Origin of the sequence: Serratia sp. CY82433, assembly GCF_052166535.1 — a bacterium.
GTDB lineage: Bacteria > Pseudomonadota > Gammaproteobacteria > Enterobacterales > Enterobacteriaceae > Serratia > Serratia sarumanii.
Genome location: NZ_JBJNOR010000001.1, coordinates 1,030,714 through 1,056,347 on the forward strand (window position 1 = coordinate 1,030,714; position 25,634 = coordinate 1,056,347).

General features: G+C 58.9%; 29 protein-coding genes. 17 read left to right on the plus strand and 12 right to left on the minus strand.

Annotation, left to right across the window (positions count from 1 at the left end; genetic code table 11):
* Positions 1–123: 123 nt before the first annotated feature.
* Together ACJ8PI_RS05035 and trhO are read left to right on the plus strand one after the other, a co-directional pair.
* Positions 124–282, plus strand: a complete 159-nt coding sequence (locus tag ACJ8PI_RS05035; protein ID WP_060426374.1) for a hypothetical protein — start codon at positions 124–126, stop codon at positions 280–282.
* A 119-nt stretch (positions 283–401) separates the two neighbouring features.
* On the plus strand, positions 402–1,469 hold the full coding sequence (gene trhO, locus ACJ8PI_RS05040) for an oxygen-dependent tRNA uridine(34) hydroxylase TrhO (RefSeq protein ID WP_060426372.1): 1,068 nt from the start codon (positions 402–404) through the stop codon (positions 1,467–1,469).
* A gap of 45 nt (positions 1,470–1,514) precedes the next feature.
* On the opposite strand, the gene ACJ8PI_RS05045 is transcribed toward trhO, so the two are convergent.
* Positions 1,515–2,093, minus strand: coding sequence for a YceI family protein (locus tag ACJ8PI_RS05045; protein ID WP_060426369.1), 579 nt, complete (start codon positions 2,091–2,093; stop codon positions 1,515–1,517).
* 23 nt (positions 2,094–2,116) lie between these two features.
* The gene (locus ACJ8PI_RS05050; RefSeq protein WP_004927830.1) at positions 2,117–2,671 is read right to left on the minus strand and encodes a cytochrome b; all 555 of its coding nucleotides are present in this window, start codon (positions 2,669–2,671) and stop codon (positions 2,117–2,119) included.
* A gap of 442 nt (positions 2,672–3,113) precedes the next feature.
* On the opposite strand from ACJ8PI_RS05050, the gene ACJ8PI_RS05055 reads away from it, so the two are divergent.
* Positions 3,114–4,172: an AI-2E family transporter gene (locus tag ACJ8PI_RS05055; RefSeq protein WP_164134127.1), complete on the plus strand. Its 1,059-nt coding sequence runs from the start codon at positions 3,114–3,116 to the stop codon at positions 4,170–4,172.
* Here the strand turns inward: ACJ8PI_RS05055 and ACJ8PI_RS05060 are convergent.
* The 8 genes from ACJ8PI_RS05060 to pyrC all read right to left on the minus strand — a co-directional run bounded on the left by ACJ8PI_RS05060 (position 4,120) and on the right by pyrC (position 9,693).
* Positions 4,120–5,124 (minus strand): zinc-dependent alcohol dehydrogenase family protein, encoded by a 1,005-nt coding sequence (locus ACJ8PI_RS05060; RefSeq protein WP_164104791.1) that lies wholly within the window; start codon positions 5,122–5,124, stop codon positions 4,120–4,122. The two genes, ACJ8PI_RS05055 and ACJ8PI_RS05060, sit on opposite strands and share 53 nt — an antisense overlap.
* A 3-nt stretch (positions 5,125–5,127) precedes the next feature.
* Positions 5,128–5,244 (minus strand): DUF2770 family protein, encoded by a 117-nt coding sequence (locus ACJ8PI_RS05065; protein WP_033638034.1) that lies wholly within the window; start codon positions 5,242–5,244, stop codon positions 5,128–5,130.
* 122 nt (positions 5,245–5,366) lie between these two features.
* On the minus strand, positions 5,367–5,993 hold the full coding sequence (locus tag ACJ8PI_RS05070) for a LuxR C-terminal-related transcriptional regulator (protein ID WP_164104792.1): 627 nt from the start codon (positions 5,991–5,993) through the stop codon (positions 5,367–5,369).
* 216 nt (positions 5,994–6,209) lie between these two features.
* Positions 6,210–7,325 carry an N-methyl-L-tryptophan oxidase gene (solA, locus tag ACJ8PI_RS05075; protein WP_041034628.1) on the minus strand — a complete coding sequence of 372 codons (1,116 nt, stop codon included), beginning with the start codon at positions 7,323–7,325 and terminating at the stop codon, positions 6,210–6,212.
* Positions 7,326–7,466: 141 nt separating this feature from the next.
* Positions 7,467–7,721 (minus strand): biofilm formation regulator BssS, encoded by a 255-nt coding sequence (bssS, locus tag ACJ8PI_RS05080; protein ID WP_004927812.1) that lies wholly within the window; start codon positions 7,719–7,721, stop codon positions 7,467–7,469.
* 201 nt (positions 7,722–7,922) lie between these two features.
* Complete coding sequence (locus ACJ8PI_RS05085) at positions 7,923–8,201, minus strand: hypothetical protein (protein WP_033646451.1); 279 nt, start codon at positions 8,199–8,201, stop codon at positions 7,923–7,925.
* A gap of 130 nt (positions 8,202–8,331) precedes the next feature.
* Positions 8,332–8,571: a DNA damage-inducible protein I gene (gene dinI, locus ACJ8PI_RS05090; RefSeq protein WP_033638037.1), complete on the minus strand. Its 240-nt coding sequence runs from the start codon at positions 8,569–8,571 to the stop codon at positions 8,332–8,334.
* Positions 8,572–8,646: 75 nt separating this feature from the next.
* On the minus strand, positions 8,647–9,693 hold the full coding sequence (gene pyrC, locus ACJ8PI_RS05095; protein WP_074026540.1) for a dihydroorotase: 1,047 nt from the start codon (positions 9,691–9,693) through the stop codon (positions 8,647–8,649).
* Between the two features lie 213 nt (positions 9,694–9,906).
* On the opposite strand from pyrC, the gene ACJ8PI_RS05100 reads away from it, so the two are divergent.
* Positions 9,907–10,194, plus strand: coding sequence for a putative quinol monooxygenase (locus tag ACJ8PI_RS05100; RefSeq protein WP_033647446.1), 288 nt, complete (start codon positions 9,907–9,909; stop codon positions 10,192–10,194).
* Between the two features lie 61 nt (positions 10,195–10,255).
* On the opposite strand, the gene rne is transcribed toward ACJ8PI_RS05100, so the two are convergent.
* Entirely contained in the window at positions 10,256–13,636 is a 3,381-nt protein-coding gene (rne, locus tag ACJ8PI_RS05105; RefSeq protein ID WP_072270428.1) for a ribonuclease E, read from the minus strand.
* Positions 13,637–14,188: 552 nt separating this feature from the next.
* Here rne and rluC point away from each other — a divergent pair.
* Entirely contained in the window at positions 14,189–15,148 is a 960-nt protein-coding gene (gene rluC / locus ACJ8PI_RS05110; protein WP_033646448.1) for a 23S rRNA pseudouridine(955/2504/2580) synthase RluC, read from the plus strand.
* A gap of 6 nt (positions 15,149–15,154) precedes the next feature.
* On the opposite strand, the gene ACJ8PI_RS05115 is transcribed toward rluC, so the two are convergent.
* Positions 15,155–15,736 carry a Maf family protein gene (locus ACJ8PI_RS05115; protein ID WP_048321419.1) on the minus strand — a complete coding sequence of 194 codons (582 nt, stop codon included), beginning with the start codon at positions 15,734–15,736 and terminating at the stop codon, positions 15,155–15,157.
* A gap of 141 nt (positions 15,737–15,877) precedes the next feature.
* Between ACJ8PI_RS05115 and yceD the strand changes: the two genes are divergently transcribed.
* The 12 genes from yceD (at position 15,878) to holB (ending at position 25,615) form a co-directional block, all read left to right on the plus strand.
* Positions 15,878–16,399 (plus strand): 23S rRNA accumulation protein YceD, encoded by a 522-nt coding sequence (gene yceD / locus ACJ8PI_RS05120; protein WP_004927780.1) that lies wholly within the window; start codon positions 15,878–15,880, stop codon positions 16,397–16,399.
* A 16-nt stretch (positions 16,400–16,415) separates the two neighbouring features.
* A complete protein-coding gene (gene rpmF / locus ACJ8PI_RS05125; RefSeq protein WP_004927778.1) occupies positions 16,416–16,583 on the plus strand; it encodes a 50S ribosomal protein L32 in 168 nt (55 codons plus the stop codon).
* Between the two features lie 11 nt (positions 16,584–16,594).
* The gene (plsX, locus tag ACJ8PI_RS05130; protein WP_071883797.1) at positions 16,595–17,629 is read left to right on the plus strand and encodes a phosphate acyltransferase PlsX; all 1,035 of its coding nucleotides are present in this window, start codon (positions 16,595–16,597) and stop codon (positions 17,627–17,629) included.
* 6 nt (positions 17,630–17,635) lie between these two features.
* Positions 17,636–18,589, plus strand: a complete 954-nt coding sequence (locus ACJ8PI_RS05135) for a beta-ketoacyl-ACP synthase III (protein ID WP_025302411.1) — start codon at positions 17,636–17,638, stop codon at positions 18,587–18,589.
* An 18-nt stretch (positions 18,590–18,607) separates the two neighbouring features.
* Positions 18,608–19,537: an ACP S-malonyltransferase gene (gene fabD, locus ACJ8PI_RS05140; protein WP_015377451.1), complete on the plus strand. Its 930-nt coding sequence runs from the start codon at positions 18,608–18,610 to the stop codon at positions 19,535–19,537.
* An 11-nt stretch (positions 19,538–19,548) separates the two neighbouring features.
* Positions 19,549–20,283, plus strand: a complete 735-nt coding sequence (gene fabG / locus ACJ8PI_RS05145; protein ID WP_049213155.1) for a 3-oxoacyl-ACP reductase FabG — start codon at positions 19,549–19,551, stop codon at positions 20,281–20,283.
* A 154-nt stretch (positions 20,284–20,437) separates the two neighbouring features.
* On the plus strand, positions 20,438–20,674 hold the full coding sequence (gene acpP, locus ACJ8PI_RS05150; protein WP_004719003.1) for an acyl carrier protein: 237 nt from the start codon (positions 20,438–20,440) through the stop codon (positions 20,672–20,674).
* 82 nt (positions 20,675–20,756) lie between these two features.
* Positions 20,757–21,998 (plus strand): beta-ketoacyl-ACP synthase II, encoded by a 1,242-nt coding sequence (fabF, locus tag ACJ8PI_RS05155; protein ID WP_033638042.1) that lies wholly within the window; start codon positions 20,757–20,759, stop codon positions 21,996–21,998.
* A 145-nt stretch (positions 21,999–22,143) separates the two neighbouring features.
* Positions 22,144–22,941: an aminodeoxychorismate lyase gene (gene pabC, locus ACJ8PI_RS05160; protein ID WP_164104794.1), complete on the plus strand. Its 798-nt coding sequence runs from the start codon at positions 22,144–22,146 to the stop codon at positions 22,939–22,941.
* Positions 22,942–22,954: 13 nt separating this feature from the next.
* Positions 22,955–23,980, plus strand: coding sequence for an endolytic transglycosylase MltG (gene mltG, locus ACJ8PI_RS05165; protein WP_033646443.1), 1,026 nt, complete (start codon positions 22,955–22,957; stop codon positions 23,978–23,980).
* Positions 23,970–24,608 carry a dTMP kinase gene (tmk, locus tag ACJ8PI_RS05170; protein ID WP_033646442.1) on the plus strand — a complete coding sequence of 213 codons (639 nt, stop codon included), beginning with the start codon at positions 23,970–23,972 and terminating at the stop codon, positions 24,606–24,608. Before mltG ends, tmk begins: the two co-directional genes overlap by 11 nt.
* A complete protein-coding gene (holB, locus tag ACJ8PI_RS05175; RefSeq protein ID WP_033655059.1) occupies positions 24,608–25,615 on the plus strand; it encodes a DNA polymerase III subunit delta' in 1,008 nt (335 codons plus the stop codon). The genes tmk and holB overlap by 1 nt, the downstream gene beginning before the upstream one ends.
* Positions 25,616–25,634: the final 19 nt, after the last annotated feature.

Genomic DNA, 25,634 nt, shown 5'->3' on the forward strand with positions numbered 1-25,634 from the left:
AAACACAACGCATTAAAATCCCTTTTTGGGCGTTAAATATGCATCGAATGCCGAATTTTTCCACAATCTTTCCTGCCAAAGATAATGGCGATATTATTGCTGGTAATTATTCAGAGGGTAAATATGTTGGCACCATGGATCAGTGCGGGGCTGCTGGTTTTGGGCGCGGCGGTCAGCAGCGTCGGCGCGCATCTGCAGGTGAACGCGATATTGGCGCTCGCCGGCGTGATGATGGCGCTCGGTATGCTGGCTTCCGCGTTTACCGAAGGCGGCGGACGCTGAACGGGGCGTTTGCGCCAGGGCTGCGCGGCGGCGGTTTTTCGGGTATGATGTGCGCCGCGCGCGGGCCGGCAGGCTGCGCGCGATAATCAGTCACCTCCCGAAAGACAGGAAAGTACACCATGCCAGTGTTACATAACCGAATTTCTAATGAGGAACTGAAGGCGCGCATGCTGGCAGAAACCGAGCCGCGCACCACAGTTTCTTTTTACAAATATTTCTCCATCGACGATCCCAAAGCGTTTCGCGACAGCCTGTACGTTCAGTTCGAAAAATTGAAGGTGTTCGGCCGCATCTACGTGGCGAAAGAGGGCATCAACGCGCAGATCAGCGTGCCGCAGCATAACTTCGACGCGTTCAAAGCCGCGCTGTTCGCCTCGCACCCGGCGCTGGATCAGGTTCGCCTGAATATCGCGCTCGAAGACGACGGCAAATCCTTCTGGGTGCTGCGCCTCAAGGTGCGCGAGCGCATCGTGGCCGACGGCATCGATGACGAGAGCTTTGACCCAAGCAACGTCGGCGAATATCTGCAGGCCGATCGCGTCAATCAGATGATCGACGATCCGAATACGGTGTTCGTCGACATGCGCAACCACTATGAGTACGAAGTCGGTCACTTCGAAAACGCCATCGAGGTGCCGTCGGATACCTTCCGCGATCAGCTGCCGATGGCGGTGGAGATGCTGCAGGACAGCAAAGACAAAAACATCGTCATGTACTGCACCGGCGGCATTCGCTGTGAAAAAGCCAGCGCCTATATGCTGCACAACGGCTTTAAAAACATCTACCACGTGGAAGGCGGGATCATCGAGTACGCCCGCAAAGCGAAAGAGCAGGGGCTGCCGCTGAAGTTTATCGGCAAAAACTTCGTGTTCGATGAGCGCATGGGCGAGCGCATTTCCGAGGATGTGATCGCCAACTGCCACCAGTGCGGGGCGCCGTGCGATACCCACACCAACTGCAAAAACGACGGCTGCCACCTGCTGTTCATTCAGTGCCCGAGCTGCGCCGCCAAGTTTGAAGGGTGCTGCAGCGAGATTTGCCGCGAAGAGCTGAAGCTGCCGCGCGAAGAGCAGCGCGCGCGCCGTGCCGGCCGTGAAAACGGCGTCAAGATCTTCAATAAGTCGAAAGGCCTGTTGCAGACTACGATGCACATTCCGGCACCGGAAGAAGAAGGCCCAGCCCGCTGAGCCTGAGGAAATGAGAAGCCCGGTCGCCAAGCCGGGCTTTTTTACTTATTTCTCGCGCACGCCTTCTACGGAGATGATCAGCTCAACGTCTTGCGACGCCGGGCCCAGATCGGTGGTGATGCCGAAATCTTTCAGTTTGATCTTGCCGTTGGCTTCAAAGCCGGCGCGGTAGCCGCCCCACGGATCGTTGCCCTGGCCAATCAGTTTGGCGTCCAGCGTAACCGGTTTGGTCACGCCGTTCAGCGTCAGGTTGCCGACCACCGCATAACCGTCGCCGCTTTTCTTCACTTCGGTGGATTCAAACTTGGCCTGCTTGTTCTTCTCCACGTTGAGGAACTCGGCGCTGCGCAGGTGCTTGTCGCGCTCGGCGTGGTTGGTGTCGACGCTGGCGGTATTGATGGTCACGTTGACTTTGTCCTTGGACGGATCTTTTTCGTCGAAGGTGAAGCCGCCGTCGAAGTCTTTAAAGCTGCCGTACAGCCAGCTGTAACCCAGGTGCTGGATGCGGAACTCGATAAAGGCGTGCTGGCCCTGTTTGTCGATCTTGTAGTTCGCCGCCAGTGCGGAACCGGCGCTCAGCAGCAGGGCGCCTGCGGTCAGGCCCAATACGGTCTTTTTCAACATAGCAATCTCCATAAATCCAAAGGTTAATCGGCGCTGCTACCCAGCATCCGTTTCAAAGTGACATCACGATCGATAAAGTGATGTTTAAGCGCGGCCAGCCCGTGCAGTACCGAGAGCACTACCACGGCCCAGGCCAGGTAAAGGTGTATGGCGCCGGCGGTGTCGGCCTGTTCCGCCATGCCGGTCACGGTGGCGGGTACGTCGAACCAGCCGAATACGCTGATCGGTTGGCCGTCGGCGGTCGAGATCAGATAGCCGCTGATCAGAATGCCGAACAGCACGGCATACAGCGCCAGATGCGCGAGAATGGCGCTGACGCGAGTGAGGCGGCCATAGCTGGCCAGAGGCTTGGGCGGCGGCGAGACAAAGCGCCAGATCACGCGGATCACCATCACGATGAACAGCAGCGTGCCGATGCTTTTGTGGATCTCCGGCGCCTGGTGGTACCAGACGTCGTAATAGCCCAACGTGACCATCCACAGGCCGAGGGCGAACATGCCGTACACCGTCAGCGCCACCAGCCAGTGGATCAACACTGACACATGGCCGAAACGATCGGCGGTATTTTTCCAGAGCATCCTGTTTCCTTCGATTACCGATTGGCTGGCTGCAATAATTAAACTTTAGGAAACATAAAATCAATAATAAATTTAACTATGTTACTTCTTAGAAATATTAGTCAGTGAATTTGTTTGAGATGTTCGGAGTTCATCAGATAAATCGTTGAAGATGATATGATTTCTTTCACGTGGCGATTATGCTAGTTGTTGAAAATTAGGCTTATTATCTATTAATGTCAGCTTTTGTCATTTTACGTAAACCGTTTATGGATTGCTGGGCGGGATTATTGGTTGGCAAAGGTTATGCCTATTTCTTGCGGCGAAGAGCAGGGCGGAAAGATTAAATTATTCGAACGGTTACGCTAAATCCTCTGCGGCGTGACGGCCGACTTTGCTACCATTAGCGCCAAGAGTCGGCTCTTTGTGGCCGGTTAACCCAGTGAAATAACAAGGAAACGTCATGGGCCGAACCCGAGTAACCGACAGCAGCCTGCGTTTGGCCGTCCTGTTGGCGATGTTGGTGATCATTTTGGCCGGGGTGAAAGCCGCCGCCGACATCGTGGTGCCGTTTCTACTGGCGGTATTCCTCGCCATGGTGCTGAACCCGCTGGTGACGATGCTGGAACGCCGCCGGGTGCCGCGCATCCTTGGGGTGACGCTGCTGGTGACGGCGGTGATCGTGGTTGTGATGCTGTTTATCGGCATGCTGGGCGCTTCGCTGAACGAGTTCGCCCGCTCGCTGCCGCAGTACCGCGGCATGATGATCGAGAAACTGTGCGAGCTGCAGCATTACGCCGATCGCTTCAATATCAGCCTCTCCAGCGAAGCGATGCTGCAGTATGTCGATCCCAGCGCGGCGATGAATCTGGTTACCCGCATGCTGGGGCACCTGTCTGGCGCCATGACCAACGTCTTCCTGCTGCTGATGACCGTGGTGTTTATGCTGTTTGAAGTGCAGCTGCTGCCTTATAAGCTGCAGCAGGCGTTGGATAAGCCGAACGAAGGCCTCGCCGCGATGCGGCGGGCGCTGGACGGCGTGACGCGCTATCTGGTGATTAAAACCATCATCAGCCTGGCCACCGGCGTGATCGTCTGGATCTTCCTGGCGGCGGTCGGGGTGCGCTTCGCCTTTATCTGGGGGCTGCTGGCGTTTCTGCTCAACTATATCCCCAATATCGGCTCGGTATTGGCCGCCATTCCACCGTTGATTCAGGCGCTGCTGTTCAACGGATTGGGCGATGCGTTGGTGGTGGCGGGCGGCTTTATCGCTGTCAACATGGTGATCGGCAATATCCTCGAACCGCGGGTGATGGGGCGCGGGCTGGGGCTGTCGACGCTGGTGGTGTTCCTGTCGCTGATCTTTTGGGGTTGGCTGCTCGGCCCAGTGGGCATGTTGCTGTCGGTGCCGCTGACGATCGTGGCGCGCATCGCGCTGGAGACCACCGAGGGCGGCTATCGGCTGGCGGTTATCCTGGGGGACGGCCGCCCGCCGCGCCAGCCTCCGGCGGCGCCGGAGTGAGGAAGATTTTTCCGTTGACGCCGGGCTGCGCGGCGTGTTGCAGCGCCGCTGCGTACTGATGCAGAGGGTAAATCGCGGCGGGCGGGCGCAGCGCCAGCTGGCCGCGGCGCAGCAGCTGGAATAGCTGATAAAACGCCGTTTGCCACTGCGCCGGCGCCGCATGCGCATTCCATTTACGCAGGTGGAACAGCGAAGCGCGCAGCTTTAACTCATCCACTACGCGCCGCCAGTCCACCTGGCGCCCGCCTAAAAGGCCCAGCGCCACGAAATCGCCGCCGGAGCGAACCGCTCGCGCCAGCTGCAATCCGTCTTCTCCGCCGATGCAGTCGATGGCGGCGCGGGCGCCAAAATGGGTCATCTGCGCCAGCTGCGGCGCTTCGATAACGCGCCAGGCGCCGGCGGCCAGCAGCGCCTGGCGATGGGCGGCGTTGCGCACCGCCACCGCCAGACGAATACCACGCAGCGCCGTCAGCTGCGCCAACAGCAGGCTAACGGCGGAGCCGCCGCCGTTGAGCAGCAGCACGTCGCCGGCGTTGAGCGGCAGCCATTGCGTCAGCAGCACCCAGCAGGTGAGCGGGTTGATGTAAATCTGTGCCGCGTCGTTGTCGTCGATGTCGTCCGGCACCCACACCACCCGATCCTCAGGCAGCGTGACGAAGGTTTGCCAACTGCCGTCACCCGCTACCGCCAGCGCGCGTCGGCCGGTCGAGCGCCCGCTCTGCGGATCGACGATGACGCCTGCGCCTTCATAGCCCGGCACCTGCGGCAGGGCGATACGGTGCGCGTATTGGCCGTGAATCGGGATCAGGTCGGAAGGATTGATCGGGGCATAGCGCATCTGCAGCAGCAGCCGGCCGGGGCGCAGCGGCGGCCTGTTCACCTGCTGCAGCGTCAGCACCTGGGCGGGATCGCCGAAGCGGTTGAAGCTCAATCGGGGAAATGACGACGGCATGGGTTACAGCACGAAGAAAAAGTAGACATCCAGCGCCAGCAGCACCAGCCACAGGCAAAGATACAGCACCAGGTGCTCACGCACGTTGTTGACGATAGCCGCCAGTATTCGGTTTAACATTTCAGCCGCCAGAAGAAAGAGACCTTTGATTATAGTCCTTTTCTCGGCGTCTTTTATAGCGCGCCGCGCATGAGTGCTGGAAGAATGGCGATAAAAAAGCCTGCGTTATCGCAGGCTTGATGTCATACCGCCAGCAGCGCCAACGGCGTCGAGTTCGTAGGCGTGTTCGGCGGGTAGAAATAACGCAGCACGTTATACAACGAGTAGAATTCCAGCCGGTTGCGCGCGTAGATCTTCTCCGTGATGTGGCGCTTGTGCACGTACACCGTATGCGAGCTAATTTGCAGCTTTTTCGCGATGCGGTAGTTGGGCATCTCCGCCATCCAATATTTCATCACCGTCAGTTCCTGCGGGCTGAACAGGGAACGCTCTTCGCCGTCATCGGCCAGCGCCAGCGGATTTTCGCGCAGCGTGCGCAAGGTGAGCGGCAGAATGCTTTTATTGAACAGAAACGCGTTATCGGCGATGCGCATTGGCGTTTCGCTATAAGGGTAAGGCGTATCGAGATAGATAAACATCAAGGCAGACTGGCTGGCCTCCATAAACGCCAGCAGCTGTGCGTCCGCTTCGTTATAGCGGCACTGGTTGCTGAGGTTCACCAGAATGTGGCTCGGCTGAAAGCTGGCCAACAGCGGCGTAGCGCACTCAATGCTGTGGCAGCACTTGATCGTCGTAATCCCACTATCAGCAAAGTAGCTGGCTATACCGACCCGGGTGAAGCAGCATTCGTCCACGACAAGTAGTTTCATGGTGACGTCCTTGTTGAAAGCCGATGGAGCATATCTTCTGTAAAATAGGACTTACACTGCAAGTGTTCAATTCGGAAATTCAACTGCTGAATGCAAGAAATTTCCGTTATAAGAATTTTTACTTGGTATTTAAAAGAGTTAGCAGGTTAAGAAATTGTAACCGTCGGATTTCGCTGCCCAGGGCTCGACGGGAACCAGGACAGCGACAGCCTTTGCTTAGCTAAATCGTTTCAGACCAAAGCTGGAGACGTCGACCGGCGGCGCTTTGTCCTGCGCGAACAGCGCGGCAATCTCGCCCAGTGCGCTGGCGAACTTGAAGCCGTGGCCGCTCAATCCGCTGATGACCATCAGACGATCGCACTCCGGCAGGGTATCGATAATAAAGTCTTCGTCGGGGCTCATGTCATAACTGCAGGCTTCGCCGTGTAAACATACGCCTACACCCGGTAAAAACTGCCGCAGGAAGGTGAAGACTTCGGTGCCGTCGCTGGCGTGGCTGCCGAAAGGTTTACGCTGCTCGGGGGCATCCATCGGCTGGCCACCGTCGTGTTTGCCCACTTTCAGGCCGTCGTTATCCGCCGGGAAGCCGTAATAGTGCGTGCCGTCTTGCGCTTCAACGGTAAAGGCCGGGAAGCGATTGTTCACGCTGTAGCGGCCATCCGCCTGATGCCAGGAGAATACCTTGCGCAATGGCGCAACCGGCAGCTGCGGCAACAGCGCTTTCACCCAGGTGCCGGCGGTGACCACCGCTTTTCGCGCCGTGAAGCGCCCTTCGCCGGTGACGACTGCAACGCCGCCATCGATAGGCTCCACCGCGCTGACCGGGCAGTTGAACAACTGGCTGCAGCCGGCCTCTTTCGCCAGCTTGATCAGGCTGGCCACCGCCAGTTCGGAACGCAGGAAGCCGGCGTCCGGCTCGAAAACGCCGACGTAACCTTCCGGCGTGCGGAATTCCGGCCAGCGTTGAGCAATCTGTTCGGCGCTGAGGGTTTGCGCGTTCAGGCGGAATTTTTGCGCGCTCTGCTGAGCATTGCGAATGAATTCGGAGTGCTGCGGCCCCAGGTTGAGTACGCCGCACGACTGGAACAGTTCCTCGCCGGAATGTTGAATCAGCGCATTCCACAACGCCTGCGCGCGCAGCACCAGCGGCACGTACTTTTCACCTTCGCCGTAAGCGTGACGGATGATGCGGGTATCGCCGTGATGGCTGCCGTTGCGGTGCGGGGGAATGGCGCTGTCGATCATCAGCACTTTCAAGCCGGCGCGGGTTGCGTAATACCCTGCCGCTGCGCCGACTGAACCGCTGCCCACCACAATCAAATCATATTCCACGTGCCGACCCTCTCTGATAGCGATTTCTTATCGCCCCATGATAAAAGGTTGGCGGGCGCAATGCACTGATTGAACGGCGAAGGGCAAAGAAAAAGGCGCCGGGAATGGGGCGCGGCGCCTTAGGGGTTAGGGGACGATGAATCAATGTTTTCTGCGATCAAGATCCTGATAATCCGTAGCTTCAATCTTGGCGATGCCGGCCTCTAAGATATTGATTAATTGACGGGCGACATCTGTGGTCAGCCAAAGCGTTCTGTCTACTTGGGCTTCTTCGGGCGTTTGGTCTAGTGAAGACAGGTAATGAAGGCGTATCATCATGGCGTCGTAAACGTCGACAGTACTGATATCCCAACCGACAAGCGGGTGCGTCTGAATTACTTCATCATTTCTGTCCATAAAGACCCCTTATTGAGTAGTAACTACCGTGAGTGACTAACGAGGATCAATGCGGCTCATCATCATGAGAGCAATTACAGTATACGCATCCGCTTTCATCGGTGGAGGGGGTTGTCACCAAAATTTGCAAAATAAATATTTATTTGAGCAATTATTCTACAAATTTGTATGTGTTGCAGTGGGTGAGTACAGCGCGGCGCGTTATTCCGCGTCGGCAGGTGGCGATGCACCATACAGACATTTTTCCAGCTCTTCGGCCAAATGGGCGAAATGCTTTTGCGTTTCGGCGTCGCGATTCTGGCTGTGCGATTCCAGCTTCAGGCTGTGGATCAGCCGCTGGTTGGCTTTGTCATCCAGGCTGAAGGCCAGATAAGAGAAAGCCACTTCCAGTACGTTCAAGCGCCTTTTCTGATCGGCAATCAACGCCAGCAGTTCGCCAAACGTCATTGCGTCTTCGGATTTCACCTTGTCCGGGGCCATGCTTACTCCTTTGCGTTAAATACAGCGCTGAGGCGGATTTTGTTCCAGAGTAAGGGTAAGCGATGAATGGGCTGGGCGCCAGAAACAAAAAAGCCGGAGAGCGACCCCCGGCAAAAACAGCATTGCAGTGTTATTCTGCGCTGAACCACTCGTCCGCGCTTTCCCAGGTTTCCTGAAGGATTTCCTCGATCAGATCCCGGTCGGTTTTGGCGCCCCCCAGCACGGAGAGCCCGTTGGCGCCGGCATAACGTACGTGCACGACGGCGTCTGGAAACTGGCGATTGACCCGTTTGCCCAGTTCACCGGTCAGCGCCTCAATGGCGCCCGACGGCAGCGGCCGGGTTTTATCTATAGTGACTTCAACACGCATAATTGCCCCCGAAGCGATTTACTGTTTATTTATACAGTTAACCGAGTGCGGGGGCAAGAGGGCGAAGAAAAAATATCAGTCTTTCAGCGACCAGTGCAGGGTTTCACCGGCCAGGAAGGGGATCACGGATTCATTGCCCAGGGCGATCTCTTCCGGCTGGGTGGTCGACACGCGCTGCAGCTCGATGAAGTCTTCGTTGAGCGGCAGGCCATAGAAACGCGGGCCGTTGAGCGAGCAGAAGGCCTCAAAGTGCGCCAGCGCGCCGAGCTGTTCGAACACCGCGGCGTAAGCCGGGATGGCATTCGGCGCGTTGAAACAGCCGGCGCAGCCGCAGCTGGACTCTTTGCGATGCTTGAGGTGCGGCGCGGAGTCGGTACCGAGGAAGAAACGATCCGAGCCGCTGGCGACCGCCTGACGCAGCGCTTCCTGATGGACATTGCGCTTGAGGATCGGCAGGCAGAACAGGTGTGGGCGAATGCCGCCGACCAGCATGTGGTTGCGGTTGAACATCAGGTGCTGTGGCGTGATGGTGGCGCCAAGGAAGCGATTGCCTGCCTGCACATATTGCGCCGCTTCTTTGGTGGTGATGTGCTCGAAGACGATCTTCAGCTCCGGGAACTGCTGGCGGATCGGTTCCATCACCTGCTCGATAAAGCGCGCCTCGCGGTCGAAGATATCGACGGCAGGGTCGGTCACTTCGCCGTGGATCAGCAAAGGCATGCCGATTTTTTGCATCTGTTCGAACAGCGGGTAAATGCCGGTCACGTCGCTGACGCCGTGGCTGGAGTTGGTGGTGGCGTTGGCCGGATACAGCTTGGCGGCAGTAAACACCCCTTGCTCAAAGCCGTTGACCAGTTCACTGGCCGCCAGAGAGTTGGTCAGATAGCAGGTCATCAGCGGAGTGAAGTTGTGACCCTGCGGGACCGCCGCCAGAATGCGATCGCGGTAGGCGCGCGCGGCGGCCACGGTCGTTACGGGCGGAACCAGGTTCGGCATCACGATCGCCCGGCCAAATACCTGGCTGGTATAGGGCACCACCGTTTTCAGCATCTCGTCGTCACGCAGGTGGATATGCCAGTCGTCTGGGCGGCGGATTTTCAGAACTTGAGGTTGTGCGGTCATCTAGCTAGGCTCCGGCGGTCAAATACGTCTAATGAAAAGCGAATAATGGGTTTATTCACGCCGGGGTGTAAGGATAAGCGGAAAGCGCCTGAGATGCATCTGTTTGTTGGCGACAAGTTGAAATCAATAGCGCGGCGGGCGCATAGTAACAGGGATTTCAACGATGCCGACGCCAATACCGTCGACTTTCATCAAGTGGAAAGGGAGAAAGCAATGGAAGTACGCGTTATCGCCACCCTGCAAGCGAAAGCGGGATTTGAAGACGCCGTCAGCGAAGCGGTGCACGACATTCTCGAGCCGAGCCGCCAGGAGTTGGGCAACCTGCAATATGATTTGCATCGCGATCTGGAAAAGCCGGGCGTTTTCGTGTTCTTTGAGCGTTGGGCCAGCAGCGAAGCGCTGGATAAGCATAATGAGACGGCGCATTTTCAGCAGTTCGTCAGCCGGCTTGACGGCAAGTTGGATGTTTTAGACATCAAAAAACTGAAAAAGATAGCCTGAGCTTTTTTGCAGGCAAGAAAAAACCCGCCGATGGCGGGTTTTTTTAGAGCTGCAGATTAACTTATTCGTTAACCGGCTGCGGCTTGGTGGCCGGCGCGGTGGCCTGGCTCACCGCCGAATGGCCGCCTGCCGAGCCTTTGCCTTCAAAGTTGAAGGAAGGGCGCTGCCAGTCGCTGTGCTTGCGTTCTTCCGGCACGTAGGCCGGCGCAGGCGCTTTGGTCATCGGTGCAGTGGCGATGTGTTTGTACAGTACGTCCTGCACGGCTTTCACCGGTGCCGGCTGCTGAGCAACCACAGGCGCAGGTTCTGCGGCGATTGGCGCCGGGGCTTTTTCGACCGGAGCGGCTTCCACGGCGGCTGGCGCAGGCGCTGCTTCTGCCACTGGCGTTTCTTCCGCTTGCGCAGCTTCTGCCGGCGCAGCGTCGACCACAGGCTCGTCTTCCACCGGCTTGGCTTCAACCACAGGTTCTGCCGCAACGGTTTCAGCTACCGGCTCGGCTTCCACTGCCGGGGCAGTCTCTTCCGCTTTCGGTTCTTCAACTGCGGCAGGTGCCGGCGCGGCTTCCACCGGCGCCGGGGTTTCCTCGGCCGGGGTGGCAACGACAGGCGCTACGGCTGCAGCTTCTTCCGTTACGGTAACGGCCGCAGTTTCAACGGCGGCTTCTGGAGCCGGCTCGTTGACGCTGGCCGCAGCCTGAGTTTCTTCCACGGCAACGCTGTGCTGTTCAACCGCTGCGGCAACAACCGGTGCCGCTGCCTGTTCTACTTCTACGGCTTCGGCCTGCACTTCGGCTTCTTCAACCTGAGCAACCGGGTAGCTTACCCAGACTTTGCCCGATGCCATTTCCGGCGAAGCGAACGCGCCCGCCAGCGGCATTGGGGACTGCAGCGGGTAACGCTCATCGCGGTAACGACGGCGACGCTGGCCGCTGACGCGCAGGTGGCGCGGTGAACGACGGGAACGGCGCGGCATGCCTTCGCCGTTGCCACGGTTTTCGCCCTGGGCATCGTCTTCCGGCTGAGCGGCAACGGTTTCCGGCAGCAGCTTGACGCTGTCGTCGGCGGTCGGCTGCGCGACTTCGGCTTTCGCTACCGGCGCTTTCGGCGCCAGCAGCTCTTCCGCTGCACGCTGCAGTTCTTCTTCCGCGGACAGGATGCGCACCTTCTGCGACAGAGGGCGGCGCTGGCGGCGCTGCATGTTCTGCTGCTGGCGTTCTTCCTGCTCTTCGTCGGTGCTCTCGACCGCTTCAACGCTTTCCAGCGCTTTCACTTCCTGCTGAGCCTGACGTTTTTCTTCCTGACGACGACGCTGGCGCTCAGCGCGCTGCTCACGGCGTTGCTGCTGATCTTCGCGCGGCGCTTTAGCGCTGTCTTCCGAGGCGGTTTCCTCCGCTACCGGCGCGTTCTGCTGCTGGTTGCGGCGGTTACGGCGCTGCTCATCGCGGGATTCACGCGATTCACGGCCTTCGCGGTTCTCACGCGGCTCACGGTTGTCGCGCTCGCGATTGTCACGGCCTTCACCGCGCTCTTTACGCTCGCCGCGTTCCGGACGGTCACCACGCTCACCGCGCTCTTTACGGCCGGTGCCTTGGCGACGCTGACCGCGACGATCCTGACGACGGTTTTCACCGTTGCTTTCCGCCTTCGGCGTTTCGGCCGGTTTGGTTTCTTCGACGGCAGGTTGTTCCTCACCGGCGAACAGGCTCTTCAGACCACCGAACAGGCGGCCCAGGAAGCCCGGCTTGGCGGCGGCCGGCGCTGCGGCTTTAGCTTTGGCGGCGGCAGCGGCAGGCTTGGCCACGGCGACAGGTTCTTCAGCCGGCGGTGGCGCATCGGCGGACAGGGAGAAGGAAGCCAGGGCCGGTTGCTCCGGACGCTTGCGTTCCATCGGCGCGTCTTCCAGCGGGCGCTCCATGTCTTCTTCGTGCAGCTTCGGCAGCAGGTAGCTGAGGGTAGAGGTTTCCTCGCCCTTGCGCACGCGCAGCACCGAGTAGTGCGGGGTTTGCATTTCATCGTTAGGCACGATGACGGCTTTCACGCCACCCTGACGTTTTTCGATCGCGCTGACGGATTCACGCTTTTCGTTCAGCAGGTACGAAGCAACCTGAACCGGCACGATAGCGTGAACTTCTTTGGTGTTTTCCTTCAGCGCTTCTTCTTCGATCAGGCGCAGGATGGACAGCGCCAGCGATTCGTTGTCGCGAATGGTGCCGGTGCCGTTACAGCGTGGGCACACGTGGTGGCTGGATTCGCCCAGCGACGGGCTGAGGCGCTGACGGGACATTTCCAGCAGGCCGAAACGGGAAATGCGGCCGATCTGGATGCGCGCGCGGTCTTGGCGCACGGCATCGCGCAGGCGGTTTTCCACTTCGCGCTGGTGGCGAACCGGCGTCATGTCGATGAAGTCGATGACGATCAGGCCGCCAAGGTCACGCAGGCGCAGCTGGCGAGCGATCTCGTCCGCCGCTTCCAGGTTGGTGTTGAACGCCGTCTCTTCGATGTCGCCGCCGCGGGTGGCGCGGGCGGAGTTGATGTCGATGGCGGTCAGCGCTTCGGTGCTGTCGATGACGATCGAGCCGCCGGACGGCAGGCGCACTTCACGCTGGAAGGCGGATTCGATCTGCGATTCGATCTGGTAGTGGCTGAACAGAGGGATTTCACCGCTGTACAGTTTGATTTTGCTGCTGAAATCCGGGCGGCCCAGCGCAGCGATGTGCTCTTTGGCCAGATCGAGAATTTTCGGGTTGTCGATCAGGATTTCGCCGATGTCCGGGCGCAGGTAATCGCGGAAGGCGCGCACGATAACGTTGCTTTCCTGGTGGATCAGGAACGGCGCGGGGCGGCCTTCGGCGGCTTTTTTAATCGCTTCCCAGTGCTTCAGGCGGAAGGAGAGATCCCACTGCAGTGCGTCGGCGGATTTGCCTACGCCCGCGGTGCGAACGATCAGGCCCATGCCGTCCGGCAGTTGCAGCGAGGAGAGCGCTTCTTTCAGCTCGGTGCGATCGTCACCCTCGATGCGGCGGGAAATACCGCCGGCGCGCGGGTTGTTCGGCATCAGCACCAGATAACTGCCCGCGAGACTGATGAAGGTGGTCAAGGCGGCGCCTTTGTTGCCACGTTCTTCTTTGTCTACCTGAACGATGACTTCCTGGCCTTCGCGCAGCACATCTTTGATGTTCGGGCGGCCATGGGAAGAGTAATTGCTAGGGAAGTATTCGCGGGCGATTTCTTTAAGAGGGAGGAAACCATGTCGTTCTGCGCCGTAGTCCACGAACGCTGCTTCAAGACTTGGTTCAATGCGGGTGATTTTGCCTTTGTAAATATTCGCTTTTTTCTGCTCATGACCCGGACTTTCGATATCCAAATCATACAGCCGCTGTCCATCTACGAGGGCAACACGCAACTCTTCCTGCTGAGTTGCGTTAATCAACATTCTTTTCATCTTAACTTACTCGTTATTTTTACATTATCGACAAAGCTGCGGGCAAAATAACCTCATGGCCGGAGTTAAACCGAAAGCCCCGTGTCTTCTCGCAAAGCCGTCAACCTCACGGTTGTCGCCTGCATAGGGGCGCATTATCTCGGTAAGCCTGCTTTTCTTTGTGAAAGACAGCACTTTTACTAGGGGAATAGCCTCTGATTTACGTCGACAGATCTGATTCCATTTGCCGGCCAAGCTGCAACCCGCAGCCCGCTAATTGTTTGATTTCGCATTACGTCTTACGCCATTGCTGCGTTTTTGCGCGATCAGACAAATTTTATAATTCCACCGTTTTCCCTGTTTAACGAGAATCAACGCGGAAAGTGACTGCATTATTCCACTGCTGATGCCGTTATAGCAAGGTGACTTTTCCTTAACTGCGGAAGAAATCGCAAACGTTCAAACCGGCTTGCTGCCTTATTGTCCGCTGGGGTTTCGCCCGCCGTCAGAGAGACAGTTAAGCACAGAAAAAGATGTGGCGCTATTCACGCGCTCTATTTAGAATCCCGCACCATGAAAACGAACAATCCAGCAGTACAATTCATCACGATTTCCGACGACGAAGCCGGTCAGAGAATCGACAACTTTCTGCTCGCTCGCCTGAAAGGCGTGCCGAAGAGCATGATTTACCGCATCGTGCGCAAAGGCGAGGTGCGGGTCAATAAAGGGCGCATCAAGGTCGAATACAAATTGGCGGCCGGCGACGTGGTGCGCGTGCCGCCGGTGCGGGTGGCCGAGCGCGAAGAGACGCCGGTGTCGGCCAAGCTGGATAAGGTAGCTGCGCTGGCCGATTGCATTCTGTATGAAGACGACCACCTGCTGATCCTCAACAAGCCTTCCGGCACCGCGGTGCACGGCGGCAGCGGCCTCAGCTTCGGCGTGATCGAAGGGCTGCGCGCGCTGCGCCCGGAAGCCCGCTTCCTCGAGCTGGTGCACCGTCTGGATCGCGATACCTCCGGCGTGCTACTGGTGGCCAAGAAGCGTTCCGCGCTGCGCTCGCTGCACGAGCAGCTGCGGCTGAAGGGCATGCAGAAGGATTATCTGGCGCTGGTGCGCGGCCAGTGGCAATCCCACTGCAAGGCCGTACAGGCGCCGCTGCTGAAAAACATTCTGCAAAGCGGCGAGCGCATCGTGCGCGTCAGCAGCGAAGGCAAGCCTTCGGAAACCCGCTTCAAGGTGGAAGAGCGTTACGAATTCGCCACGCTGGTGAAGGCCAGCCCGATCACCGGGCGCACTCACCAGATCCGCGTGCACACGCTGCATGCCGGGCATCCGATCGCCTTTGACGATCGCTATGGCGACCGCGAGTTCGATCGCCAGCTGGCGGGTACCGGCCTGAAGCGGTTGTTCCTGCACGCCGCGGCGCTGCGCTTCGAGCATCCGGCCACCGGCGAAACGATGCGCATCGAAGCGCCGATGGACCAAGAGCTGCGCCACTGCCTGCAGGTGCTGCGCCGGCAGGTGGCCAAGTAATCCGCGTCAGACCAGCGGGTTGATGCCTTCAGCCCGCAACATGTCCAACAGCGCGATCAACGGCAGGCCGATCAGGGCGTTCGGGTCCCGGCCTTCCAACCTGTCGAACAGCGCGATCCCCAATCCCTCGCTCTTGAAACTGCCCGCGCAGTTCAGCGGTTGCTCCAGACGTACATAGGCGGCGATCTCCGCTTCGCTCAACGCGCGAAAATGCACGTGGAACGGCTCGCACAGGGCCTGCAGCTGCTTGCTGCGGCCGTTGTACAGCGCCAGGCCGGTATAGAAGGTTACGGCCTGGGCGCTGGCCTGGCGCAGCTGCGCCCGGGCGTTTTCCTCGGTATGGGGCTTGCCGGTGATGTTGCCATCGATCACGCAGACCTGATCGGAGCCGATGATCAGATGCTCGGGATAGGCGAGGGCCAGCGCCTGAGCCTTCGCCGCCGCCAGGCGCAGCACCAGCGCTTCGGCGCTTTCGCCCGGCAGTGGGGTTTCATCCACCTCGGGTGCGGCGCAGTCGAAGGGCAGCCGTAACTTCTCCAGCAGCATTTTTCGATAGGGTGAGGTGGAGGCTAAAAGCAATCTCTGCATAATTTTTTTCGCAAACCGTAGCGTAAATGGGTATGGCATTTTAAACTGTCGGCCGCTGTGGAAGCGAATATTGGTGAAAGGAGCCGTTTTACGGCCTTTTTCTTTGACTCTATGTCGTTACAAAGTTAATATGCGCGCCCTATGCAAAAGGTAAAATTACCCTTGACCATTGATGCGGTACGTACCGCTCAGAAACGCCTGGACTATGCTGGTGTCTATGCGCCTGAGCAGGTTACTCGTGTTGCCGACTCCGTGGTCAGTGTGGACAGTGATGTCGAGGTGTCGTTGTCGTTCAATATCGACAATCAACGCCTCGCGGTGATAACAGGGCATGCGGACGTCACGGTAACGTTGATGTGCCAACGCTGTGGAGTCCCGTTCGAACATCAGGTTCACACAACATATTGTTTTAGCCCGGTCGTCAATGATGAGCAGGCTGAGGCATTACCGGAAGCGTACGAACCGATCGAAGTTGACGAGTTTGGCGAAGTCGATCTGTTGGCGATGATTGAAGACGAAATTATTCTTTCACTGCCTGTCGTTCCGGTACATGAATCTGAACACTGTGAAGTGTCCGAAGCGGACATGGTATTTGGCCAACTGCCTCCCGAGGCGGAGAAACCGAATCCGTTTGCCGTATTAGCCAGTTTAAAGCGTAAGTAATTGAGGAGTAAGGTCCATGGCCGTACAACAGAATAAACCAACCCGTTCCAAGCGTGGCATGCGTCGTTCTCACGATGCTCTGACCACGACTACTCTGTCTGTAGACAAAGTATCCGGTGAAACTCACCGTCGTCACCACATCACTGCCGACGGTTTCTACCGCGGTCGCAAGGTTATCGGCTAAGTAGCGATACCTTGACTCGTCTAACCCTGGCGTTAGATGCAATGGGCGGGGACTTCGGTCCCTGCGTCACAGTGCCTGCTTCGTTGCAGGCACTGGCCTCTAATTTACAGCTTCATCTCCTGCTGGTCGGCAATCCCGACGTCATCTCCCCTTTGCTTGCCCACGCCGATCCGGTTCTTCTGGAGCGTCTGCAAGTCGTGCCCGCCGAGTCCGTGATCGCCGGCGACGCCAAACCTTCACAAGCGATACGCGCCAGCCGCGGCACGTCGATGCGCATTGCGCTCGAGCAGCTCAGCAGCGGTAAAGCGCAGGGCTGCGTCAGCGCCGGCAATACCGGTGCGCTGATGGGATTGGCGAAGCTGTTGGTCAAGCCGCTGGAAGGCATCGAGCGCCCGGCGCTGATGACGGCGATCCCGAATCAGCAACGCAGTAAAACCGTGGTGCTGGATTTGGGCGCCAACGTCGAGTGCGACAGCACCATGCTGGTGCAGTTTGCCGTGATGGGCGCGGTGATGGCGGAAGAGGTGATCGGCATTGCGCAACCGCGGGTGGCGCTGCTGAATATTGGCGAAGAAGAGACCAAAGGCCTGGATAATATCCGCGAAGCGGCCGCTGTGCTAAAAAATACTCCGGCAATCAACTATATTGGTTACCTGGAAGGAAACGAGCTGCTCACCGGTAAGACCGACGTGTTGGTGTGCGATGGCTTCGTGGGCAACGTCACCCTGAAAACCATGGAAGGGGTGGTCAGGGTGTTCTTATCGCTGCTGAAATCGTCCGGCGACGGCAACAAGCGAGCGTGGTGGCTGAAATTGTTGGGCCGTTGGTTGCAAAAACGGGTGGTTAAGCGGTTCGGCCACCTGAACCCCGACCAGTATAATGGCGCATGTCTGTTAGGATTGCGCAGCACCGTAGTCAAGAGCCACGGCGCTGCGAACCCTCACGCGTTTGCAGTCGCAATCGAACAGGCTGTGCAGGCGGTGCAGCGGCAAGTCCCGGAAAGGATTGCTGCGCGCCTTGAGGCTGTATTACCTAAGAGTGACTGATCGTACATGTATACAAAGATTCTCGGTACGGGGAGTTATTTGCCCGTACAAGTGCGCACCAATGCTGATTTGGAAAAAATGGTGGATACCTCTGACGAATGGATCGTCACGCGTACCGGTATCCGCGAACGTCGCATCGCCGCTGCGGATGAAACCGTCGCGACGATGAGCTTCCAGGCCGCTGAGAAAGCGCTGGAAATGGCAGGTGTGGCTAAAGAAGACATTGGGCTGATCGTCGTGGCGACCACCACGACCACTCACGCGTTCCCGAGCGCGGCGTGCCTGGTGCAGCAAATGCTGGGTATCAAAGACTGCGCGGCGTTCGATCTGGCTGCGGCCTGTGCCGGCTTTACTTACGCGCTCAGCGTGGCCGATCAGTACGTGAAGAACGGCGCGGTCAAACATGCGCTGGTTATCGGCGCGGACGTCTTGTCGCGCACGCTGGATCCTGAAGATCGCGGCACCATCATTCTGTTTGGCGATGGCGCAGGGGCGGTGGTGCTGGGGGCTTCTGAAGCGCCGGGCATTCTGTCTACCCATCTGCATGCTGACGGCAGCTACGGCAACCTGCTGACGCTGCCGTACAAGGATCGCCAGAATCAAGACAAGCCGGCCTATGTCACCATGGCGGGCAACGAAGTCTTCAAGGTTGCGGTTACCGAGCTGGCGCGCATCGTCGACGAGACGCTGCAGGCCAACAACATGGACCGCAGCGAGCTGGATTGGCTGGTGCCGCACCAGGCCAACCTGCGCATCATCAGCGCAACGGCGAAAAAACTGGGCATGGGGATGGACAAAGTGGTGGTGACGCTCGATCGTCACGGCAACACCTCTGCCGCCTCGGTGCCTTCCGCACTGGACGAAGCGGTGCGCGACGGGCGAATTCAGCGTGGCCAACTGGTGCTGCTGGAGGCCTTCGGCGGCGGCTTTACCTGGGGCTCGGCGCTGGTTCGTTTCTGATTTGGACAGGAAGAAAAAATGACGCAATTTGCTTTTGTTTTCCCGGGCCAGGGGTCGCAGACCGTTGGCATGCTGGCCGAGTTGGCCGCACAGTTCCCGATCGTCGAAGAAACCTTCGGCGAGGCGTCTTCCGCCCTGGGTTACGACCTGTGGCAGCTGGTGCAGCAAGGCCCGGCGGAAGAGCTGAACAAAACCTGGCAGACCCAACCGGCTCTGCTGGCCGCCTCGGTGGCGATTTTCCGCGTTTGGCAACAGCAGGGCGGTAAAGCGCCGGCGCTGATGGCGGGCCACAGCTTGGGCGAATACTCGGCGCTGGTCTGCGCCGGCGTGCTGGACTTCAAGGCGGCGATCCGTCTGGTCGAGCTGCGCGGCAAGCTGATGCAGGAAGCGGTGCCGGAAGGCACCGGCGCGATGTACGCCATCATCGGTCTGGACAACGACGCGATCGCCAAAGCGTGTGAAGAGTCTGCGCAGGGGCAGGTGGTTTCTCCGGTCAACTTCAACTCGCCGGGCCAGGTGGTCATCGCCGGCAACAAAGAAGCGGTTGAGCGCGCAGGCGCCGCCTGCAAAGCCGCAGGCGCCAAGCGCGCGCTGCCGCTGCCGGTGAGCGTGCCTTCGCACTGTGCGCTGATGAAACCGGCCGCCGACAAGCTGGCCGTGGCGCTGCAGGACATCACCTTCAACGCGCCGCAGGTGCCGGTGGTGAACAACGTCGACGTGCGCACCGAAAACGATCCGGAAGCGATCCGCAGCGCGCTGGTGCGTCAGCTGTACAGCCCGGTGCGTTGGACCGAGAGCGTAGAATTTATCGCAGCACAGGGAGTGACGTCGCTGCTGGAAGTGGGGCCGGGCAAAGTGCTGACCGGTCTGACTAAACGTATTGTTGACACCCTGACGGCTGCGGCGGTGAACGACACCGCCAGCCTGTCGGCGGCGCTTGAACAATAAAGAGGAAAATGATGAGCTTCGAAGGTAAAATCGTTCTGGTCACCGGCGCGAGCCGCGGTATTGGCCGAGCTATTGCAGAAACGTTTGTGGCACGCGGCGCCAAAGTGATCGGCACCGCGACCAGCGAGAGCGGCGCTGAAGCGATCAGCAGCTACCTGGGCACAAACGGCAAAGGGTTCATGTTGAACGTTGTTGATGCGCAATCTATCGACAGCGTGCTGGCATCGATTCGCGCCGAATTTGGCGAAATCGACATTTTAGTGAATAATGCCGGCATCACGCGTGATAACCTGCTGATGCGTATGAAGGATGATGAGTGGGAGGATATCCTCGACACCAACCTGACTTCCGTATTCCGCCTGTCAAAAGCGGTAATGCGCGCTATGATGAAAAAGCGGTTTGGCCGTATCATCACCATCGGTTCCGTTGTCGGCACCATGGGGAACGCAGGGCAGGCGAACTACGCGGCGGCTAAAGCCGGTCTGATTGGTTTTAGCAAATCTTTGGCACGTGAAGTTGCTTCGCGTGGCATTACGGTCAACGTCGTGGCACCTGGCTTTATTGAGACGGACATGACACGGGCGTTGACAGATGATCAACGCGCAGGCATTTTGTCATCAGTTCCAGCCAACCGGCTGGGCGATGCTAAAGAAATCGCCAGCGCTGTTGCATTTTTGGCCTCTGATGAGGCCGGCTATATCACCGGTGAAACGTTACATGTCAATGGCGGCATGTACATGATTTAAAAAATGTGAAAACCATTTGCGTTATTTGAGGCAAAAACCGCAAAATAGCGTAAAATCGTGGTTTGACCAGCCGGGATTTAGTTGCATCTTTTTCAGCATTTTATACACTACGAAAACCATCGCGAAAGCGAGTTTTGATAGGAAATTTAAGAGTATGAGCACTATCGAAGAACGCGTTAAGAAAATCATTGTTGAGCAACTGGGTGTTAAACAGGAAGAAGTTTTGAACAACGCTTCTTTCGTTGAAGATCTGGGCGCTGATTCTCTTGACACCGTTGAGCTGGTAATGGCACTGGAAGAAGAATTCGACACCGAGATTCCAGACGAAGAAGCTGAGAAGATCACTACTGTTCAGGCAGCTATTGATTTCATCAACGCTAGCCAGCAGTAAGAGAACATATCTAGGCGGTCGCTCGACCGCCTAAGTTTTTTCTATCCCTAGTGTCATATTTTTCCCTCCCTGGAGGACAAACGTGTCTAAGCGTCGAGTAGTTGTGACCGGACTGGGCATGTTGTCTCCTGTCGGCAATACGGTAGAGTCCACGTGGAACGCTCTTCTTGCCGGTCAGAGTGGCATCAGCCTGATCGACCATTTCGATACCACTGCCTATGCGACCAAGTTTGCTGGCCTGGTAAAGAATTTTAATTCCGAGGATTTCATCTCGCGCAAAGATGCGCGCAAGATGGACGCCTTTATCCAGTACGGTATCGCTGCCGGCATGCAAGCCATGCAGGATGCAGGCCTGGACATCACCGAGGCTAACGCCAGCCGCATTGGAGCCGCGATCGGTTCCGGCATCGGCGGCCTGGGTTTGATCGAAGAAAACCACAGTTCACTGGTTAACGGTGGCCCACGGAAAATCAGTCCGTTCTTCGTGCCATCCACCATCGTGAATATGATTGCCGGTCACCTGACAATCATGTACGGCATGCGTGGCCCAAGCATTTCCATCGCCACCGCCTGTACTTCAGGTGTGCACAACATCGGCCATGCGGCGCGTATCATTGCCTACAATGATGCGGACGTGATGCTGGCCGGTGGGGCAGAGAAAGCCAGCACCCCATTGGGCGTCGGCGGCTTTGGCGCAGCGCGCGCCCTGTCCACCCGTAATGACAACCCGCAGGCGGCAAGCCGTCCGTGGGATAAAGACCGCGACGGCTTTGTGCTGGGCGACGGCGCCGGCATGATGGTGCTGGAAGAGTACGAGCACGCGAAAAAGCGCGGCGCGAAAATCTACGCCGAAGTGGTGGGCTTTGGGATGAGCAGCGATGCTTATCACATGACGTCGCCACCGGAAAACGGCGCAGGCGCTGCGCTGGCGATGGAAAATGCCCTGCTTGACGCCGGTGTGACCCCGTCACAAATCGGCTACATCAACGCGCACGGCACCTCTACGCCGGCGGGCGACCAGGCGGAAGCGCAGGCGGTGAAATCCGTCTTCGGCGCCGATGCAGAGCGCGTGCTGGTGAGCTCGACCAAATCGATGACTGGCCACCTGTTGGGTGCGGCAGGCGCGATCGAGTCTATCTTCACCGTGCTGGCGCTGCGCGATCAGGCGGTACCGCCAACCATCAACCTGGATAACCCGGATGAAGGTTGCGATCTGGACTTCGTGCCTCACGAAGCGCGCCAGGTCAGCGATATGGAGTTCAGCCTGTGTAACTCCTTCGGCTTCGGCGGCACCAATGGCTCGCTGATCTTCCGCCGAGTGTAACTCGCGCTGTGGATAGCTGATGAAAAGCCCGGTTTTTTAACCGGGCTTTTTTACGCCTATCGTCTGGACACCAACAGGGCTGCGTATCGCCTCGTCGCCTGCTATTCTGCGAGCGTAATGAAATCACCCGGCAACAGGAGGAAGCATGTACTGGATTAACGGACAACGCCACGATGCGCTGGCGCCGAGCGATCGCGGCCTGCAGTTCGGCGATGGCTGCTTTACTACTGCCCGGGTTATCGATGGTAAAATCGAGCTGCTGCCCTGGCATCTGGAGCGGCTGCAGCAAGCGGCGCAGCGGCTGATGCTGCCCGCCACCGATTGGCTGGCTTTCGAGCGGGAGATGGCGCTGGCGGCCGAATCAATTCCGCTCGGCGTGGTCAAAGCGATACTGACGCGCGGCAGCGGCGGGCGGGGTTACAGCCCGACGGGGTGCGAAAACCCGACGCGTATCGTGGCCCGCAGCGGCTACCCTGCGCACTATTTGCAGTGGCGCGAGCAGGGCATCACGCTTGCGCTCAGCCCGGTGGCGCTGGCGCGCAATCCGTTGCTGGCGGGGTTGAAGCATTTGAACCGCCTGGAGCAGGTGCTGATCCGCGCGCATCTTGACCAGACGGCCGCCGACGAGGCGCTGGTGCTTGACACTGCCGGTATGCTGGTGGAATGCTGTGCGGCTAATTTGTTCTGGCGTAAGGGAAAAGCGGTATTTACCCCGGATCTGAGCCAGGCAGGCGTCGCGGGCCTGATGCGGCGGCGGGTGATCGCGCTGCTGGCGGGCTCGGAATACCGTCTGCACTGCGTCAGTGAACCGCTGGAGACGCTGGCCGATGCCGACGAAGTCCTGGTGAGCAATGCGCTGATGCCGCTGCTGCCGGTAAACGCTGCGCAATCATGGCGCTATGCTTCGCGCCAGCTGTATGATTTTTTGCGTCCACACTGTTAACCATGGCTGATTGATGAAGAAAAGAAAGCTGAAGGTCCTGTCTATTATTGTTGTTCTGGTATTGGCGCTGCTGTTTTGGGGCTACCAGAAGATCGAACGCTTTGCCGATACGCCACTGGCTATCCAACAAGAAACCATCTTCAAACTGCCGGCCGGCACCGGCCGGGTAGCGCTGGAAGGGTTATTGGTGCGCGATAAGCTGGTGCGCAACGGCCGCTGGTTCCAGTGGCTGCTGAAGCTGGAGCCGGAGCTGGCGGAGTTTAAAGCCGGCACTTACCGGTTCACGCCGGGCATGACGGTGCGCCAGATGCTGAAACTGTTGGCCAGCGGCAAAGAGGCGCAGTTCACCGCACGCTTTATCGAAGGCTCACGCCTGCGTGACTGGCAGCAGGTGCTGCAGCAGTCCAAATACCTGAAACACACCCTGGCGGGCAAGAGCGAAGCGGAGATTGCCGCCGCGCTCGGCATTCCTGCGGGAGAAACGCCGGAAGGGCATTTGTACCCGGATACCTATCAGTATACCGCCGGCATGAGCGACATCGCGCTGCTCAAACGCGCACACGTGCGCATGAACAAAGCGCTGCAGGCCGCCTGGGCCGGCCGCGACACCAGCCTGCCGTATAAAACGCCGGAAGAGCTGCTGACCATGGCCTCGATCGTCGAGAAAGAGACCGCGGTGCCGGAAGAACGCAGCAAGGTGGCGTCGGTATTCGTCAACCGCTTGCGCATCGGCATGCGCCTGCAGACCGATCCGACGGTGATCTACGGCATGGGCGAAAGCTATAATGGCAACATCACGCGCAAGGATCTGGAGACGCCGACGCCTTACAACACCTATGTGATCGCTGGCCTGCCGCCAACGCCGATCGCCATGCCGGGTGAGGCCTCGCTGCAGGCGGCCGCCAATCCGGCCAAAACGCCTTATCTCTATTTTGTCGCCGACGGCAAGGGTGGGCATACCTTCACCACCAATCTGGCGAGCCATAACCAGGCGGTGCGCGTGTACCGTCAGGCGTTAAAGGAAAAGAATGAAAAGTAAATTCGTTGTTATCGAAGGGCTGGAAGGCGCGGGTAAAACCACCGCGCGCGATACGGTGGTCAATGTGCTGCGCGAACACGGCGTCAGCGACATCGTCTTCACCCGCGAGCCGGGCGGCACGCCGCTGGCGGAGAAGCTGCGCGATCTGTTCAAGCGCGGCATCGACGGCGAATTGCCGACCATCAAGGCCGAAGTATTGATGCTGTACGCCGCGCGCGTGCAGCTGGTGGAAACCGTGATCAAACCGGCCCTGGCGCGCGGCGCCTGGGTGGTGGGCGATCGCCACGATCTCTCTTCACAGGCTTACCAGGGCGGCGGCCGCGGCGTGGATCCGCAGCTGATGAGCTCGCTGCGCGACACCGTGCTGGGGGATTTTCGCCCGGATCTGACGGTGTATCTCGATCTGCCGCCGCTGGTCGGCCTGCAACGCGCGCAGGCGCGCGGTCAGCTGGATCGCATCGAACAGGAGGCGCTGCCGTTCTTCGAACGCACCCGCGCTCGCTATCTCGAGCTGGCGGCGCAGGATAAAACCATCGTCACCGTCGACGCCGCCCAGCCGCTGGAGCAGGTGACCGCGGCGATCCGCGACTGCGTCGGCCACTGGCTGCGGCAGCAGGAAGGCGCATAATGAACTGGTACCCGTGGCTGAACGGCCCTTATCGCCAGCTGATTGGGCAGTACGCCGACGGCCGAGGCCATCATGCGCTGCTGCTGCACGCGGCGGCGGGCAACGGTGACGATGCGCTGGCCTACGGCCTGAGCCGCTGGTTGATCTGCCAGCAGCGCAACGGTGAAAAAAGCTGCGGCGAGTGCCACAGCTGCCGGCTGATGCTGGCGGGAAACCACCCGGATTATCACGTGCTGGCGCCGGAAAAGGGTAAGAGCAGCCTGGGCATCGAGCCGATCCGCCAGGTGATTGAAACGCTGTACGCCCACGCGCAGCAGGGCGGCGCCAAAGTGATTTGGCTGCCGCAGGCGGAACAGCTGACCGAGGCGGCGGCCAACGCGCTGCTTAAAACGCTGGAAGAGCCGCCGGAGAAAACCTATTTTCTGCTGGGCTGCCGTGAGCCGTCGCGGCTGATGGCGACGTTGCGCAGCCGCTGCCTGTATTGGCATTTGGCCAGCCCGGATGAGCAGCTCAGCCTGCAGTGGCTGGGCCGACAGGCGGCCGGCTCTCAGACGGACCGCCTCACGGCGCTGCGCCTGCACGACGGCGCGCCGCTGGCCGCCGAACAGCTGTTGCAGCCGCAGCAGTGGCAACAGCGCAGCGCCCTGTGCGCCACGTTGAGCGCCGCGCTGCCGCAGCGCGATATGCTGTCGCTGCTGCCGGTGTTGAACCATGAAGACGTCGCCGAGCGCCTGCACTGGCTGTGCGCGCTGCTGGTGGACGCGATGAAGTGGCAGCAGGGCGCGCATCACTATGTATTGAATCAGGATCAGCAGCCGCTGGTGCATCAACTGGCCAGCCTGCTGAGCAGCGCCTCGCTGCAGCAGATCGTGCAGCAGTGGCTGAACTGCCGCCATCAGCTGCTCAGCGTGGTGGGCGTCAACCGCGAGCTGCTGCTGACCGAACAGTTACTTCGCTGGGAACAGATGCTTGGCGCCGCCGGCTATTCCCAACCTCATTCGCTGTAAAGTAAAAGAGTTAAAAATT

Coding starts and splice junctions, on each gene's coding strand:
- ACJ8PI_RS05035 (WP_060426374.1), top strand. CDS start 124: ATGTTGGCACCATGGATCAGTGCGGGGCTGCTGGTTTTGGGCGCGGCG.
- ACJ8PI_RS05045 (WP_060426369.1), bottom strand. CDS start 2,093: ATGTTGAAAAAGACCGTATTGGGCCTGACCGCAGGCGCCCTGCTGCTG.
- ACJ8PI_RS05135 (WP_025302411.1), top strand. CDS start 17,636: ATGTATACAAAGATTCTCGGTACGGGGAGTTATTTGCCCGTACAAGTG.
- ACJ8PI_RS05100 (WP_033647446.1), top strand. CDS start 9,907: ATGGAAGTACGCGTTATCGCCACCCTGCAAGCGAAAGCGGGATTTGAA.
- mltG (WP_033646443.1), top strand. CDS start 22,955: ATGAAGAAAAGAAAGCTGAAGGTCCTGTCTATTATTGTTGTTCTGGTA.
- fabD (WP_015377451.1), top strand. CDS start 18,608: ATGACGCAATTTGCTTTTGTTTTCCCGGGCCAGGGGTCGCAGACCGTT.
- ACJ8PI_RS05115 (WP_048321419.1), bottom strand. CDS start 15,736: ATGCAGAGATTGCTTTTAGCCTCCACCTCACCCTATCGAAAAATGCTG.
- yceD (WP_004927780.1), top strand. CDS start 15,878: ATGCAAAAGGTAAAATTACCCTTGACCATTGATGCGGTACGTACCGCT.
- rne (WP_072270428.1), bottom strand. CDS start 13,636: ATGAAAAGAATGTTGATTAACGCAACTCAGCAGGAAGAGTTGCGTGTT.
- dinI (WP_033638037.1), bottom strand. CDS start 8,571: ATGCGTGTTGAAGTCACTATAGATAAAACCCGGCCGCTGCCGTCGGGC.
- tmk (WP_033646442.1), top strand. CDS start 23,970: ATGAAAAGTAAATTCGTTGTTATCGAAGGGCTGGAAGGCGCGGGTAAA.
- fabG (WP_049213155.1), top strand. CDS start 19,549: ATGAGCTTCGAAGGTAAAATCGTTCTGGTCACCGGCGCGAGCCGCGGT.
- rpmF (WP_004927778.1), top strand. CDS start 16,416: ATGGCCGTACAACAGAATAAACCAACCCGTTCCAAGCGTGGCATGCGT.
- ACJ8PI_RS05055 (WP_164134127.1), top strand. CDS start 3,114: ATGGGCCGAACCCGAGTAACCGACAGCAGCCTGCGTTTGGCCGTCCTG.
- ACJ8PI_RS05050 (WP_004927830.1), bottom strand. CDS start 2,671: ATGCTCTGGAAAAATACCGCCGATCGTTTCGGCCATGTGTCAGTGTTG.
- pabC (WP_164104794.1), top strand. CDS start 22,144: ATGTACTGGATTAACGGACAACGCCACGATGCGCTGGCGCCGAGCGAT.
- rluC (WP_033646448.1), top strand. CDS start 14,189: ATGAAAACGAACAATCCAGCAGTACAATTCATCACGATTTCCGACGAC.
- trhO (WP_060426372.1), top strand. CDS start 402: ATGCCAGTGTTACATAACCGAATTTCTAATGAGGAACTGAAGGCGCGC.
- ACJ8PI_RS05060 (WP_164104791.1), bottom strand. CDS start 5,124: ATGCCGTCGTCATTTCCCCGATTGAGCTTCAACCGCTTCGGCGATCCC.
- bssS (WP_004927812.1), bottom strand. CDS start 7,721: ATGGACAGAAATGATGAAGTAATTCAGACGCACCCGCTTGTCGGTTGG.
- ACJ8PI_RS05070 (WP_164104792.1), bottom strand. CDS start 5,993: ATGAAACTACTTGTCGTGGACGAATGCTGCTTCACCCGGGTCGGTATA.
- acpP (WP_004719003.1), top strand. CDS start 20,438: ATGAGCACTATCGAAGAACGCGTTAAGAAAATCATTGTTGAGCAACTG.
- pyrC (WP_074026540.1), bottom strand. CDS start 9,693: ATGACCGCACAACCTCAAGTTCTGAAAATCCGCCGCCCAGACGACTGG.
- ACJ8PI_RS05065 (WP_033638034.1), bottom strand. CDS start 5,244: ATGTTAAACCGAATACTGGCGGCTATCGTCAACAACGTGCGTGAGCAC.
- holB (WP_033655059.1), top strand. CDS start 24,608: ATGAACTGGTACCCGTGGCTGAACGGCCCTTATCGCCAGCTGATTGGG.
- ACJ8PI_RS05085 (WP_033646451.1), bottom strand. CDS start 8,201: ATGGCCCCGGACAAGGTGAAATCCGAAGACGCAATGACGTTTGGCGAA.